Raw genomic sequence first — 14,193 nt, 5'->3', positions numbered from 1 at the left:
TGGTGATCTTGAGGACGCCATCGCCGGCAAGCCGGCTCCTACAGTGAATACGGGGTGAAGCTGGGTGGTACGGGTGAAAAGTCGCGCAGTGTAACGGCAAAAAGCCCCGTTGCTAAGAGCCAAATGGCGCCAATTTATGCAACTTTAGCGACGTGAAGCGAGATAACGCCGCAACCCCTCTTGAGCGTCCGGGCAGTAGGGCTTTTGTTCGGCCTCCTGCAGGACAATTTCAAGGGGTAAAAAGCGCGCTTCCATCACTTCTTCGGGCTGCAGGCGCAGGGGGCCATCCCAGACCGCCGAGTAGGATTTGCACCACAACTTGCTGTCGCCATCTTCAAAATAGAAATGGTCGTGCTCGGTCAACACCACCCCGCCGACGCCCAACTCTTCTTCAAGCTCACGGGCTGCCGAATCCGCGTAGCTCTCGCCGGCCGCCACCATCCCACCCGCTGCCGTGTCCCAGAACCCGGGATACATGGCTTTGCTCAGGGTGCGCCGATGCACACACAGCTCGCCGGCTGAATTGAACAGGAAGATAAAGGTGCAACGGCCAATCAGGCCGCGCTGGCGCAGGTCGGCGCGAACGAGGGTGCCGAGCAGGTTGTCCTGCTCGTCGACCCAGCAGATCAGTTCAGCATCGGAGGCCGCACGGTGCGCGGCCTCATTTTGAGTGGCGTCCATCATCAACCCTGGTTGAGGAGCTGACGCAAATCGATCACTGCAGCGTTGGCCCGGGAAATGTAGTTAGCCATGACCAGCGAGTGGTTCGCCAGTACACCGAAACCACTGCCGTTAAGAATCATAGGACTCCATACCGGCTCCTGCGAGGCTTCCAGCTCACGAATGATCTGGCGCACGCTGACGGTGGCGTTTTTCTTGGCCAGTACATCGGCAAAATCCACTTCGATGGCGCGCAGCAAGTGAGACAAGGCCCACGCCTGGCCACGGGCCTCGTAGAACACGTTGTCGATCTGCATCCAGGGGGTTTCCACCACTTCTTCATCGACCTGCGGCACTTCACCCGGGGCCAGGGCCTCGGTTTTCAGCGCCGTGTTCAACTTGACGCGACCCACGCTCGCCGACAGGCGTTGCGACAGCGAACCCAGGCGAGTGGCGACATCACCCAGCCAGTTGTTCAGGTTGTCGGCACGCGCATAGAACAACGCGCCCTTCTGGTTCGGGTCCGACAGACGCGCTTCGTAGCGGCTCAGGGAGTTGATGCCTTCCTGGTATTCCGACTCGCTGGACGGCAGCACCCAACTCTTGTTGTCGAAGTTGAAACGCGGCTCGGCCTTGGCCAGGTCGGCGTCTTCAGCCGACTGCGACTGCGAACGGGCGAAGTCTTTGCGCAGGGCGCGGGTCAGGTCGCGCACCTGCACCAGCACGCCGTATTCCCAGCTCGGCATGTTGTCCATCCACAGGCCTGGCGGGAAACGGTCGTTGGAAATGTAGCCACCGGGCTTGTTCAGCAAGGTGCCGACCACGGTCTTGAGGGTTTCGACGGTGGTGAAGCCCACCACCATCTGCTTGCCTTCCTTCTCGGCGGCCAGCTGGGCGTTCTGCTGGACCGGGAACAGCGCCGGTTCTTCGCTCCAGTACCAACCCAGGGCGCCGGTCACCAGCAGGTACAGACCCAGCACACTAAGCAAGGCCTTGCTCATCAGCAGGTTGCGAAAATAGCTGCGGTTGGCCGACTTGGGCTCAGGGGCGGGGCCTTTGGCAGTGCCTTCGCGGTTTTTCCAGTCCAGCATGGCGATATCCTTTCAATCACTTGAGTTCATGCACGTCAATGGTCCGGGTGCGTTCAAACACTCCGACCACAACCCTACCCCATCGTGCCCATCGGCGCGGGCGCTTTTAACCGAAAGTGGCGTGCGAGAGATGTTCGACTATAAAGGATGCACGCTTTTTACGCTGCGCGACCATGAGGTCAAAAACTGAATCACACAGACACGTACTTAATTGACGTATGACACTCATGTAACAGAAAAGAGGTGCTAGCATAGAGCCATCAGTCGACCTCAGCATGCACCCTAACTAGTAGTCAGGATATGACCGAGCCAGAAGACCCCAGCCGTGAGCGTCTCAAGCACCATTTTGCCCAGCGGGTAATTCATCAGGCACGTCAAATTCTTGAGATCTGGCAGCGCCTGCAACGCAGTGAATGGTCGAACGCAGACTTGTCCGAACTCAGCGAAGCCAACTTGCGCCTGCTGCGCTTTGCCGAGCGTTTCGAACAACCGGAACACGGCCAGTTGGCGCGGCATATCGGCGAGTCCCTCAAGGCGGTGGATGAAAACCGCGGGCGCCTCAGCAGCCATCTGATCACCGAACTCAACCGCTTGATGCAACGCCTGTCCCGCACCGGCCTGCGCCAGGGCGACCAGCTGGAACAAACCTTCCTGCCGCCGATGCGCAAGCCGATCTACGTGATGCTGGCCGATCACGACCGCGCCGAGCGCCTGGCCAAGCAGCTGGAATTCTTCGGCATGAGCGCCCAGTCCCTGGACAGCGTGGCGGCGTTCCGTGCGTCGATGGCCGAGCGCTTGCCTTCGGCGATTGTCATGGACGTGGATTTCTGCGGCACCGGCCTGGGCCTCACGCTGGCCGCCGAAGCCCAGGAAGGCCTGGAGCAGAAGCTGCCACTGTTGTTCTTCAGTCTGCACGAAACCGACACCCCAACCCGCCTGGCCGCCGTGCGCGCCGGGGGCCAGGAGTTCCTCACCGGCACGCTGGAAGCCTCAAGCCTGCTGGAAAAGATCGAAGTGCTGACCTGCGTCGCCCAGTACGAACCCTACAAAGTGCTGATCATCGACGACTCCCGGGCCCAGGCCCTGCACACCGAGCGCCTGCTCAACAGCGCCGGCATCGTCACCCGCACACTGATCGAGCCGATCCAGGCCATGGCCGAGCTGGCGGACTTCCAGCCCGACCTGATCATCCTCGACATGTATATGCCCGCCTGTACCGGCACTGAACTGGCCAAGGTGATCCGCCACAATGACCGCTATGTCAGCGTGCCGATCATCTACCTGTCGGCCGAGGACGACCTGGATAAACAGTTGGACGCCATGAGCGAAGGCGGCGACGACTTCCTCACCAAGCCGATCAAGCCGCGCCACCTGATCACCACCGTGCGCAACCGCGCCGCCCGTGCGCGCAACCTGAAAGCGCGGATGGTGCGCGACAGCCTGACGGGCCTGTACAACCACACCCATATCCTGCAATTGCTCGAAGACTGCAGCTTCCGCGCACGTCGCGAGAACAAGCCGCTGAGCTTTGCCATGCTCGACATCGACCACTTCAAGCGGGTCAACGACAGCCACGGCCACCCCATGGGCGACCGCGTGATCAAGAGCCTGGCGCTGTTTCTCAAGCAGCGTTTGCGCAAGACCGACTATATAGGGCGCTACGGCGGTGAAGAATTCGCCATCGTGATGCCCGGCACCGACCTGGAATCGGCCTGCAAGGTGCTGGATGAAATTCGCGGGCGCTTTGCCGAAATCCACTACCCCGCCCAACCGCAGGATTTGTGGTGCACCTTCAGTGCAGGCCTGGTGGAGCTGTGCGACGGTTCCGACAGCCTGATGATGGCGGCCCAGGCCGACGAGGCGCTGTACCGGGCCAAGGATGCCGGACGCAACCGCGTACAAGCTGCGCGCACGTCAAAGCAAAGTGCCACCTTTTCACCGGAATCCACTGATTCCGTCATAACCTTGCAATGAAAACGCAATAACTTCAGGCACTTATCTTTTGCTGTCGGTTGAAACCACGCATGCGCCTGAAGCTGCTGACCAATCTCAATACCCTCCTTCTAGTGGCCGTGTGCCTGGCACTTGGGGCGACACTCTGGTGGTCGCAACGGGCGCTGGAACGGCCTTACTTGCTGATGGAACGCTACCTGGGCCTGTCCCAGAATTTTCAGAATCACGCCGCACGCAACATCGACGACTACCTGGCCAGCGGTGACGCCCTGCGCTTGAGCAGTGCCAGCCAAAGCCTGGAAAACCTGTTGCAGCACCTGGACGATTTGCCGGCCGACTTGGCGCAAAGCCTGCGCCCGAGCCTGGTTGACCTCGATGGCTTCAGCAAAACCGACCTGCTGGCCGCCGGCAAGCTGGCGGGCGACCCGCAAGCCTTGCTGCTGCAAGCCGAACGCGAACTGGGCGCGAACCTGGAGCAACTAAGCCAGTACGCCATCGGCGTTAATACGCCTGAAGCTGCGCGCTACCTGCCGCCGCTGTTGGCAGCCTCCCAGCATCTGGGCAAGTTGTCCCTGGCCCGCGACAAGCTGGTGAGCAGCGGGCGTGCCGAGCTGGCCGATGACGTGGAACGCGAGATCACCAGCATCCGTGCCCAGGCCGACCTGCTGGCGCAGCTGCCACTGCTGGGGGTGACCGCGGCCGCCGAATCGAGCAGCGATGATTTCTCCGCCATGATGGGCCTGGAAAACAGCGAAAAAACCGTCGCCCAGGACACCGGCGTCGACCTCAAGCGCGAACTCAACAGCCTGTTGACCCGCTACCCCGCCGAACTCAAGCGCACCCGCGACCAGATCCAGCAACGGGCCGACCTGGCCACCGCCACGCACCTGAAAATCAAGGCCGTGCAGGAAGCCATTGCCGGCCTGGAGCCGGTGGTACGCGCCCAACACGGCAAGATCCAGGGCGAAGTGCGCCTGATGCAGGGGGTGATGATTGGCTTGATCCTGCTGATCGCACTGTTGATCGACACCTTGCAACGCCGCCTGGCCCGCGTGCTGACCAACCTGGCCCCGGCCCTGTCGACCTGGGCCGAAGGCGACTTCAGTCAGCCGATCGCCCTGGGCAAGACCAACCGCGAACTGCACGATATCGAAGCGTCCCTTAACCGCTTGCGAGCCTACCTGGTGGACCTGGTGGGCACGATTCGCGGCAATGCCGAAGAAGTCGCCGGCAGCAGCCGCGCGCTGGCGGAACTGAGCAGCGGCCTGCATGACGGCGCCGAACGCCAGGCCGGGGATACCGCGCAGATCCGTGATTCCCTGGGCGAACTGGAGGCGACCATCCAGCAAGTGGCGGGCGATGCCAGCCAGGCGGCCGGTGCCAGCCGCAGTGCCGGCCAGGCGGTGGAGCACGGCCAGCGGGTCATCGGTTTGAGCCTGACCGGGCTGCATGCCTTGGTGGGTGAAGTGCAGCAAAATGCGCAGATGATCGAGAAACTTGCCGAAGAGTCCGCCACCATCGGCGGTGTACTCACGGTGATCCGCTCGATTGCCGACCAGACCAACCTGCTGGCCCTCAACGCCGCCATCGAAGCCGCCCGCGCCGGTGAGGCCGGCCGTGGTTTTGCCGTGGTGGCCGACGAAGTGCGTTCCCTGGCCCAGCGTACCGCGGGCGCCACCGCCGAAATCCAGACCCTGATCGCCGGCCTGCAAAGCGCCGCCCACCAATCGGTGGAAGGCATGCGCGCCCAGGTCGAACACGCCGAAGCCACGGCCCAGCAGGCCCAGGCGGCCGATGGTGCGCTGGATGAAATCGTCGGCGCGATCCAGACCATTTCTGAAACCGCCGTGCGCATCGCCGATGTGACCGCGCAGCAGAGCGGTGCCGTCAGTGAAATCCGTGACAACAGTGAGCGAATTCACCAGCTGGGCGAGGACAACCTGCTGCGTATCGGGCAGGGCCGTAGCCAGGGTGAGCATTTGCTGGTGTTGGGTGGGCATCTCAACACGGCGGTGAAAGCCTTCCGCGTGTGACGCGATCCCGAATCAAATAGAGATCAACCTGTGGGAGCTGGCTTGCCTGCGATAGCGGTGGATCAGGCAACCTATCCGGCGCTGACATACCGCTTTCGCAGGCAAGCCAGCTCCCACATTGATCTGCGTCTACCTCATCACCGTGTTTCCAATGACCGGATACGAGGCCACAGTCACAAATTTCGCGCTATCCTCGCTAATCGTGCTGCCTACTGCATAGAACTGGACAGTCACAAAGGCTTTGCGGCATAGTCGCCGGGTTCTGCCGTACCCACATCAATAACAAGGAACAGCCGATGGCGACCTTTCTGGTTCTACACGGACCCAACCTGAACCTGCTCGGCACCCGTGAACCGGGCGTCTACGGGGCAGTCACCCTGGAACAGATCAACCTCGATCTGGAACGCAGGGCCCGTGAAGCCGGCCACCATCTGCTCTACCTGCAAAGCAATGCCGAGTACGAATTGATTGATCGCATCCATGCCGCGCGTGGCGAAGGCGTGGACTTTATCCTGATCAATCCCGCCGCTTTTACGCACACAAGTGTTGCATTACGTGACGCGCTGCTGGCGGTGAGCATCCCATTCATCGAAGTGCATTTGTCGAACGTGCACAAACGCGAAGCTTTCCGCCATCACTCCTACTTCTCCGACGTTGCGGTAGGTGTGATCTGCGGCCTTGGCGCCAGCGGTTACCGACTGGCCCTGGAGGCCGCCCTGGAACAACTTGAACAACCGGCCAAGCGCCCCTGACCGACCCTTGGGAGTTGATGATTCATGGATATCCGTAAAGTTAAGAAACTGATCGAACTGCTGGAAGAATCCGGTATCGACGAGCTGGAAATCAAGGAAGGCGAAGAGTCCGTACGGATCAGCCGTCACAGCAAGACCCCGGCTCAACAGTTCTACGCACCGCAAATGCAAGCACCGGTTCCAGCCGCTGCTGCTCCGGCCGCCGCGCCTGCTGCCGCCGCTGCACCTGCCGCCCCGGCCGCGCCTGCGCTGAACGGTTTCGTGGTCAAGTCGCCAATGGTCGGTACCTTCTACCGCACCCCGGCACCGACCTCGCCAGCCTTCGTTGAAGTCGGCGCAACCGTGAAAGTGGGCGACACCATCTGCATCGTTGAAGCGATGAAGATGATGAACCACATCACGGCTGAAAAAGCCGGCGTCATCGAATCCATCCTGGTAGAAAACGGTCAGCCGGTTGAGTACGACCAGCCGCTGTTCACCATCGTTTGAACCGCGGAGTGCCTTCGATGTTGAAACCTGCGAAGAAACTGGAAAAAGTCCTGATCGCCAACCGCGGTGAGATCGCCCTGCGAATCCTGCGCGCCTGTAAGGAACAAGGCATCAAGACCGTCGCTGTTTACTCGACGGCCGACTCGGAACTGATGCACGTGAAACTGGCGGACGAAAGCATCTGCATCGGCCCGCCACTGGCCACGAACTCGTACCTGAAAGTCCCAAGCATCATCGCCGCGGCAGAAGTGACCGGCGCTACCGCTATCCACCCAGGCTACGGTTTCCTCGCGGAAAACGCCGACTTCGTCGACCAGGTGGAAAAATCCGGCTTTACCTTCATCGGCCCCAAAGCCGAGACCATTCGCCTGATGGGTGACAAGGTCTCCGCCAAGGAAGCCATGATCGCGGCTGGCGTGCCAACCGTTCCAGGTTCCGACGGCCCGCTGCCTGAAGACGAGGAAACCGCCCTGCGCATTGGTCGCGAAGTCGGTTACCCGGTGATCATCAAGGCCGCCGGTGGCGGTGGTGGTCGCGGCATGCGCGTGGTGCACAAGGAAGAAGACCTGATCGAAGCCGCCAAGCAGACCCGCTCCGAAGCCGGCGCCTGGTTCAACAACCCGATGGTCTACCTGGAGAAATACCTGACCAACCCACGCCACGTGGAAGTGCAGGTATTGTCCGACGGCCAGGGCCACGCCATTCACCTGGGTGACCGCGATTGCTCGCTGCAACGTCGCCACCAGAAGGTACTGGAAGAGGCCCCGGCACCGGGCCTGGACGAAAAAGCCCGCCAGGAAGTCCTGGCTCGCTGCGTCAAGGCGTGCATCGACATCAACTACCGTGGCGCCGGTACCTTTGAGTTCCTCTACGAGAACGGCCGCTTCTACTTCATCGAGATGAACACTCGTGTGCAAGTAGAGCACCCGGTTTCGGAGATGGTCACCGGTATCGACATCGTCAAGGAGATGCTGAGCATCGCCGCTGGCAACCCGCTGTCCTTCACCCAGGACGACGTGAAGATCCACGGCCACTCCCTGGAGTGCCGGATCAACGCCGAAGACCCGAAAACCTTTATCCCAAGCCCTGGCCTGGTCAAGCACTTCCACGCGCCCGGCGGCAACGGCGTACGTGTGGATTCGCACCTGTACAGCGGCTACAAGGTTCCGTCCAACTACGATTCGCTGATCGGCAAGCTGATCACCTGGGGCGCCACCCGCGACGAGGCCATGGCCCGTATGCGTAACGCCCTGGACGAAATCGTGGTTGACGGCATCAAGACCAACATCCCGCTGCACCGGGACCTGGTCCGTGATGAAGGCTTCTGCGAAGGTGGTGTGAACATTCACTACCTGGAACACAAGCTGGCTAACCAGTAAGTGACCACCCACAAAAAAGCCGCCCTCGGGCGGTTTTTTTGTGGGTGGCCACTTACGTGTAGGAGCCGGCTTGCCGGCGATAGGCCCGCAAGCCCTGCATCAACTTCACGGCCGCCATCGCCGGCAAGCCGGCTCCTACAATTTCAGGATGGATACATTCCTCTGTGGGAGCGGGCTTGTGTGGGAGTCGGGCTTGCCCGCGATGCAGTCGCATCGGAGTATCAGTAATACCGAGGTGATGCTATCGCAGGCAAGCCAGCTCCCACACAAGCCCGCTCGCATATTTGTTATGTGTACACCCCTCCCGCCGCTCGCGTAAACTTGCGCCCTTTCGCAGCCCCACTGCGCTGCACATTCAATTTTTTCAAAGGTGCCCGCCATGCCTTGGCTGCAAGTCCGTCTCGCCATCAGCCCAGAACAAGCCGAAACCTATGAAGACGCTTTCCTCGAAGTCGGCGCCGTATCGGTAACCTTCATGGACGCCGAAGACCAGCCGATCTTCGAGCCGGAACTCAACACCACCCCGCTGTGGTCCCACACCCATTTGCTGGCCCTGTTCGAAGACGGCACCGATGCCGCCAGCGTACTGGCCCACATGGAACTGCTCACCGGCGGCCCGCTGCCCGAGCATCACAGCGAAGTCATCGAAGACCAGGACTGGGAACGCAGCTGGATGGACAACTTCCAGCCCATGCGTTTCGGCCAGCGCCTGTGGATCGTGCCAAGCTGGCACGCCGCGCCAGAGCCGGATGCGGTCAACCTGCTGCTGGACCCGGGCCTCGCGTTCGGCACCGGCACCCACCCCACCACCGCGCTGTGTCTGGAATGGCTGGATGGCCAGGACCTGACCGACAGCCACGTGCTGGACTTCGGCTGCGGCTCGGGGATCCTCGCGATTGCCGCACTGCTGCTGGGCGCCAAAGAGGCGGTGGGCACCGACATCGACGTGCAGGCCCTGGAAGCCTCCCGCGATAACGCCGGGCGCAACAACATCCCTGAAGGCAAATTCCCGCTCTACCTGCCGGAGCAATTGCCGCAGGTGCAGGCCGATGTGCTGGTGGCGAACATCCTCGCCGGCCCGCTGGTGTCCCTGGCCCCGCAACTGTCGAGCCTGGTCAAGCCGGGCGGGCGCCTAGCACTGTCGGGCATCCTCGCCGAGCAAGGCGAAGACGTCGCCGCGGCCTACGCGAAGGATTTCGAGCTGGACCCGATCGCCAACCGTGATGGCTGGGTACGCATCAGCGGTCGTCGGCGCTAGAATGAGCGCTTGCCTGAATCGGATGGCCGCATGACCGACAGTTTCGTCACCCAGTGCCCGCATTGCCAGACCCGCTTTCGCGTCAGCCACGCCCAGTTGAGCGTGGCCCGTGGCGTGGTGCGCTGCGGCTCGTGCCTGCAAGTGTTCAACGCAGCTCGCCAGTTGCTGGAGCAACGCGCCAGCGCATCGGCCCCCGAAGCGCAGAAGCCGGTTGCCGCCGAGCCAGTGCCCGACGTTGCGCCTGAAGCCACCCCGCAGGCACCGCGAGCCATCAGCCAGAAGCAGTGGACGGCCGAAGAGCTGGACCTGGACAACCTGGACCTGGACGAAGAACTGGCCAAGCTGGAACGCCGCGAGATTCAGCACACCCTGCCCGTTGGCGCAGACCGGCGTCAGCCGGGCGCCGATCGTCGGCAAAAGGAAGAGCCCCTCAGCGCCAGCCGCGATTCGGTCAAGGCCGAAGAAGAGAAATGGGCCGCCAGCCTCTTCAGCGAACCGCCCGAAGAGCGCGCCGCCGCCCCCGAGATCGAACCTGAACCGGCCAAGGCACCTGCGGCCAAGCAGCGCACCGAACCGTCCATGTCGCTGCACATCGATGACCTCGACGATGAGCCCACCCTGCGCTCAACTGTGGACGACGAAGACATCGACCCGCCCTTCAGCCCCGTCACCCACGGCGAGGACTACGCCGAGCCCGAGGAGCGCCCCCAGCCTCGTCGCAAGCAACGGGCACGCAGCCCCGCCAGCGTTCACGACGATGTGCTGCAGGACCTTGAAGACGACCCCTTGCACCTGTACGCACAAAAGCGTCCATCGGGCTGGGGCCGTCGCCTGATCTGGCTGCTGCTGGTGCTGATCGCTGCCGCCGGCCTCGCTGGCCAGCACATTGCCTATCAATTCGACGACCTGGCCCGCCAGGATGCCTACCGCCCGTGGTTCCAGGAGCTGTGCCCGAAAGTGGGCTGTACGGTGCCATCGCGGGTGGATATCGCCCATATCAAGAGCAGCAACCTGGTGGTGCGCAGCCACCCGGACTTCGCCGGGGCGCTGGTGGTGGACGCCATCATCTATAACCGCGCCACGTTCTCCCAGCCCTTCCCGTTGCTGGAACTGCGCTTTGCCGACCTGAACGGCAACCTGATTGCCAGTCGTCGCTTCAAGCCTGCCGAATACCTCAACGGTGAACTGGCCGGCGTGAGCGAAATGCCATCGCAGACACCGATCCACATCTCCCTCGATATCCTGGATCCAGGCAACAAAGCCGTGAATTACAGCCTGAGCTTCCACTCGCCCGAGTGAACCGGTTCATGCACGAAGGTTTGACGGCGGCATATTGACTTTGCCGTGCTCGACCAAACCGACGGCGATAAAGAAATAACTGTTCAGATTTTATCCAATTCAGCCTTTATCCAGTCATCGAGAGCGGGTATCATGCCAACCCTTTTTCGAACTCTAATGATCCGGCCCCACAACAGGGAAGTCCTATGTCGGCGGTACGCATCGGCCCATACACATTGCAAAACGGTTTGATTCTCGCCCCGATGGCGGGTGTCACCGACCAGCCCTTTCGTCAGCTGTGCAAGCGTTTGGGCGCAGGTCTTGTAGTCTCGGAAATGGTCACCAGCGACATGAGCTTGTGGAACACCCGCAAATCGCGCATGCGCATGATCCACGAAGGTGATCCCGAGCCCCGCTCGGTGCAGATCGCCGGTGGTGATGCACAGATGCTGGCGGATGCGGCCCGGGCCAACGTGGAGCTGGGCGCACAGATCATCGACATCAACATGGGCTGCCCGGCCAAGAAGGTCTGCAACAAGGCCGCCGGTTCCGCCCTGTTGAAAGATGAGCAGTTGGTTGCCGAGATCCTGCAGGCCGTTGTCGCCGCAGTCGATGTGCCGGTCACCCTGAAGATCCGTACCGGCTGGGACCGGGACAACAAGAACGGCCTGACGGTGGCGAAGATCGCCGAACAGGCAGGAATTACAGCGCTGGCGGTGCATGGCCGCACCCGCGCCGACCTTTACACCGGTGAAGCCGAGTACGACACCATCGCCGCGATCAAGCAGGCAGTGTCGATGCCGGTCTTTGCCAATGGCGATATCGACTCAGCCGAAAAAGCCCGGCGAGTACTCGACGCAACCGGTGCCGATGGTCTGTTGATAGGCCGGGCCGCCCAGGGGCGGCCGTGGATTTTCCGTGAGATCGAGCATTTTCTGCGTACCGGCGAAGTGTTGCCGGCACCGGAGCTGATCGAGGTGGAACGTATTCTGCTAGAGCATCTGGCCGCCCTGCACGCCTTCTATGGGGACGTGATGGGAGTACGCATTGCTCGCAAGCATGTCGGCTGGTATCTCGCAACCCTGCCGGGCGCCAGGGAGTTTCGCGCCCACTTCAATCGTTTGGATGATACGGAAGCACAGTGCGCCAACGTTCGTGAGTTCTTCAGCGAGCGTTACAAGAGCCTGGGGACAGGGGACGGAGAGGGGGTGGCCGCATGACGATGATGACCGAGACTTTAGTGAGTGGAACAACACCCGTGAGCGACAACGTCAATTTGAAACAGCACCTCAACACGCCGAGCGAAGAAGGCCAGACCCTTCGCGGGAGTGTCGAGAAGGCGCTGCACAATTATTTCGCCCACCTTGAGGGCGCTTCCGTCACGGACGTGTACAACCTGGTGCTCTCCGAAGTCGAGGCGCCGCTGCTCGAAAGCGTGATGAACTACGTCAAGGGCAACCAGACCAAAGCCAGTGAGCTGCTGGGCCTCAACCGTGGCACCTTGCGCAAAAAGCTCAAACAATACGATTTGCTGTAAGCATTCAATCAAACCAGAAAGGCGCCCGCGTAAAAAACGGTCGCCTTTTTTGCTGACTCCTTTGCTTTTGATGGAAATTGAAATGACCGACCAGACTACCCGCCTGCCGATCCGCCGCGCCTTGATCAGCGTTTCCGACAAGACCGGCATCCTCGAATTTGCCCGGGAGCTGGAAGCCCTGGGCGTGGAAATCCTCTCCACAGGCGGGACCTTCAAACTGCTGCAGGACAACGGCGTGGCCGCAGTAGAAGTGGCGGACTACACCGGTTTCGCAGAAATGATGGACGGTCGGGTCAAGACCCTGCACCCGAAAATCCACGGCGGCATCCTCGGCCGTCGCGGCACCGACGACGCCATCATGGCCGAGCACGGCATCAAGCCGATCGACCTGGTGGCCGTTAACCTGTACCCATTCGAAGCCACCATCAACAAGCCAGGCTGCGACCTGCCGACGGCCATCGAGAACATCGATATCGGCGGCCCGACCATGGTTCGCTCGGCAGCCAAGAACCACAAAGACGTGGCCATCGTGGTCAACGCCAGCGACTACGCCAATGTACTGGAAAGCCTGAAAGCCGGCGGCCTGACCTACGCCCAGCGTTTCGACCTGATGCTCAAGGCGTTCGAACACACCGCTGCCTACGACGGCATGATCGCCAACTACATGGGCACGGTTAACCAGGCGGCTGAAACCCTGTCGACCGAAGGCCGCAGCCAGTTCCCGCGCACCTTCAACAGCCAGTTCATCAAGGCCCAGGAAATGCGCTACGGCGAGAACCCGCACCAGAGCGCGGCGTTCTACGTTGAAGCCAAACCCGCCGAAGTGGGCATCGCCACCGCGACCCAACTGCAAGGCAAAGAGCTGTCCTACAACAACGTGGCCGACACCGACGCCGCGCTGGAATGCGTTAAGAGCTTCGTCAAGCCGGCCTGCGTGATCGTCAAGCACGCCAACCCGTGCGGCGTGGCCGTGAGCCCGGACGCCGAAGGCGGCATTCGCCAGGCCTACGAACTGGCTTACGCCACCGACACCGAATCGGCTTTCGGCGGCATCATCGCTTTCAACCGTGAGCTGGACGCCGAAACCGCCAAGGCGATTGTCGACCGTCAGTTCGTTGAAGTGATCATCGCCCCAAGCGTGAGCGAAGAGGCCCGTGCCGTCGTCGCCGCCAAAGCCAACGTGCGCCTGCTGGCTTGCGGCGAATGGTCGGCTGACCGTGCCGCTGCCTGGGACTACAAGCGCGTCAACGGCGGCCTGCTGGTACAGAGTCGCGACATCGGCATGATCGGCAGCGAAGACCTGAAAGTCGTGACCAAGCGCGCCCCGACCGAGCAAGAGATCAACGACCTGATCTTCGCCTGGAAAGTCGCCAAGTACGTTAAGTCCAACGCCATCGTCTACGCCAAGAACCGCCAGACCATCGGTGTCGGCGCCGGCCAGATGAGCCGCGTGAACTCGGCGCGTATCGCCGCGATCAAAGCCGAGCACGCCGGTTTGCAGGTGGTGGGTTCGGTGATGGCCTCCGATGCGTTCTTCCCGTTCCGCGACGGCCTGGACAACGCGGCAAAAGCCGGCGTGACCGCCGTGATCCAGCCAGGCGGCTCGATGCGCGACGCAGAAGTGATTGCTGCCGCGGATGAAGCCGGCATCGCCATGGTCTTCACCGGCATGCGCCACTTCCGTCACTAAAAGCACGACTGTAGGAGCCGGGGGGGGGGGGGGGGGGGGGGGGGGAAGGGGGGGGGGGGGGGGGGAGGGAGGG

General features: G+C 61.8%; 12 protein-coding genes. 10 read left to right on the top strand and 2 right to left on the bottom strand.

Translation table 11 applies throughout. The features are described 5' to 3' along the window. Positions 1–144: 144 nt before the first annotated feature. The gene (locus AC07OV_RS22425) at positions 145–681 is read right to left on the bottom strand and encodes an NUDIX hydrolase (protein WP_494998166.1); all 537 of its coding nucleotides are present in this window, start codon (positions 679–681) and stop codon (positions 145–147) included. Positions 682–683: 2 nt separating this feature from the next. Beyond that, positions 684–1,751: a DUF2333 family protein gene (locus AC07OV_RS22420; protein WP_176997046.1), complete on the bottom strand. Its 1,068-nt coding sequence runs from the start codon at positions 1,749–1,751 to the stop codon at positions 684–686. 300 nt (positions 1,752–2,051) lie between these two features. Here AC07OV_RS22420 and AC07OV_RS22415 point away from each other — a divergent pair, with 300 nt between their 5' ends. From AC07OV_RS22415 to purH, 10 genes are all read left to right on the top strand, one after another. Beyond that, on the top strand, positions 2,052–3,725 hold the full coding sequence (locus tag AC07OV_RS22415) for a diguanylate cyclase (RefSeq protein WP_495093003.1): 1,674 nt from the start codon (positions 2,052–2,054) through the stop codon (positions 3,723–3,725). A 1,463-nt stretch (positions 3,726–5,188) separates the two neighbouring features. Further along, positions 5,189–5,737: a methyl-accepting chemotaxis protein gene (locus AC07OV_RS22410; RefSeq protein WP_405046571.1), complete on the top strand. Its 549-nt coding sequence runs from the start codon at positions 5,189–5,191 to the stop codon at positions 5,735–5,737. 296 nt (positions 5,738–6,033) lie between these two features. Then, positions 6,034–6,489: a type II 3-dehydroquinate dehydratase gene (gene aroQ, locus AC07OV_RS22405; RefSeq protein WP_056860456.1), complete on the top strand. Its 456-nt coding sequence runs from the start codon at positions 6,034–6,036 to the stop codon at positions 6,487–6,489. A gap of 24 nt (positions 6,490–6,513) precedes the next feature. Continuing rightward, the gene (gene accB, locus AC07OV_RS22400; RefSeq protein ID WP_494998168.1) at positions 6,514–6,978 is read left to right on the top strand and encodes an acetyl-CoA carboxylase biotin carboxyl carrier protein; all 465 of its coding nucleotides are present in this window, start codon (positions 6,514–6,516) and stop codon (positions 6,976–6,978) included. A gap of 17 nt (positions 6,979–6,995) precedes the next feature. Then, positions 6,996–8,357 (top strand): acetyl-CoA carboxylase biotin carboxylase subunit, encoded by a 1,362-nt coding sequence (gene accC / locus AC07OV_RS22395; protein WP_176997049.1) that lies wholly within the window; start codon positions 6,996–6,998, stop codon positions 8,355–8,357. Positions 8,358–8,736: 379 nt separating this feature from the next. Further along, complete coding sequence (gene prmA / locus AC07OV_RS22390) at positions 8,737–9,615, top strand: 50S ribosomal protein L11 methyltransferase (RefSeq protein ID WP_071491599.1); 879 nt, start codon at positions 8,737–8,739, stop codon at positions 9,613–9,615. 30 nt (positions 9,616–9,645) lie between these two features. Continuing rightward, entirely contained in the window at positions 9,646–10,914 is a 1,269-nt protein-coding gene (locus AC07OV_RS22385; RefSeq protein ID WP_495093002.1) for a DUF3426 domain-containing protein, read from the top strand. Positions 10,915–11,099: 185 nt separating this feature from the next. After that, the gene (dusB, locus tag AC07OV_RS22380) at positions 11,100–12,113 is read left to right on the top strand and encodes a tRNA dihydrouridine synthase DusB (protein ID WP_495093001.1); all 1,014 of its coding nucleotides are present in this window, start codon (positions 11,100–11,102) and stop codon (positions 12,111–12,113) included. Beyond that, positions 12,110–12,430 carry a DNA-binding transcriptional regulator Fis gene (gene fis, locus AC07OV_RS22375; RefSeq protein ID WP_002555375.1) on the top strand — a complete coding sequence of 107 codons (321 nt, stop codon included), beginning with the start codon at positions 12,110–12,112 and terminating at the stop codon, positions 12,428–12,430. The genes dusB and fis overlap by 4 nt, the downstream gene beginning before the upstream one ends. An 82-nt stretch (positions 12,431–12,512) precedes the next feature. Then, entirely contained in the window at positions 12,513–14,120 is a 1,608-nt protein-coding gene (gene purH, locus AC07OV_RS22370) for a bifunctional phosphoribosylaminoimidazolecarboxamide formyltransferase/IMP cyclohydrolase (protein WP_494998170.1), read from the top strand. Positions 14,121–14,193 lie beyond the last annotated feature (73 nt).

The sequence above is a fragment of the Pseudomonas sp. GW821-FHT09A09 genome (assembly GCF_059418405.1).
This window is presented reverse-complemented; position numbering and strand designations above follow the sequence as displayed.

Excerpts from the sequence above, each read along its gene's own strand:
- AC07OV_RS22420 (WP_176997046.1), bottom strand. The coding sequence starts at position 1,751 with ATGCTGGACTGGAAAAACCGCGAAGGCACTGCCAAAGGCCCCGCCCCT.
- accC (WP_176997049.1), top strand. The coding sequence starts at position 6,996 with ATGTTGAAACCTGCGAAGAAACTGGAAAAAGTCCTGATCGCCAACCGC.
- fis (WP_002555375.1), top strand. The coding sequence starts at position 12,110 with ATGACGATGATGACCGAGACTTTAGTGAGTGGAACAACACCCGTGAGC.
- accB (WP_494998168.1), top strand. The coding sequence starts at position 6,514 with ATGGATATCCGTAAAGTTAAGAAACTGATCGAACTGCTGGAAGAATCC.
- AC07OV_RS22410 (WP_405046571.1), top strand. The coding sequence starts at position 5,189 with ATGATCGAGAAACTTGCCGAAGAGTCCGCCACCATCGGCGGTGTACTC.
- dusB (WP_495093001.1), top strand. The coding sequence starts at position 11,100 with ATGTCGGCGGTACGCATCGGCCCATACACATTGCAAAACGGTTTGATT.
- prmA (WP_071491599.1), top strand. The coding sequence starts at position 8,737 with ATGCCTTGGCTGCAAGTCCGTCTCGCCATCAGCCCAGAACAAGCCGAA.
- aroQ (WP_056860456.1), top strand. The coding sequence starts at position 6,034 with ATGGCGACCTTTCTGGTTCTACACGGACCCAACCTGAACCTGCTCGGC.
- AC07OV_RS22425 (WP_494998166.1), bottom strand. The coding sequence starts at position 681 with ATGGACGCCACTCAAAATGAGGCCGCGCACCGTGCGGCCTCCGATGCT.
- purH (WP_494998170.1), top strand. The coding sequence starts at position 12,513 with ATGACCGACCAGACTACCCGCCTGCCGATCCGCCGCGCCTTGATCAGC.
- AC07OV_RS22415 (WP_495093003.1), top strand. The coding sequence starts at position 2,052 with ATGACCGAGCCAGAAGACCCCAGCCGTGAGCGTCTCAAGCACCATTTT.
- AC07OV_RS22385 (WP_495093002.1), top strand. The coding sequence starts at position 9,646 with ATGACCGACAGTTTCGTCACCCAGTGCCCGCATTGCCAGACCCGCTTT.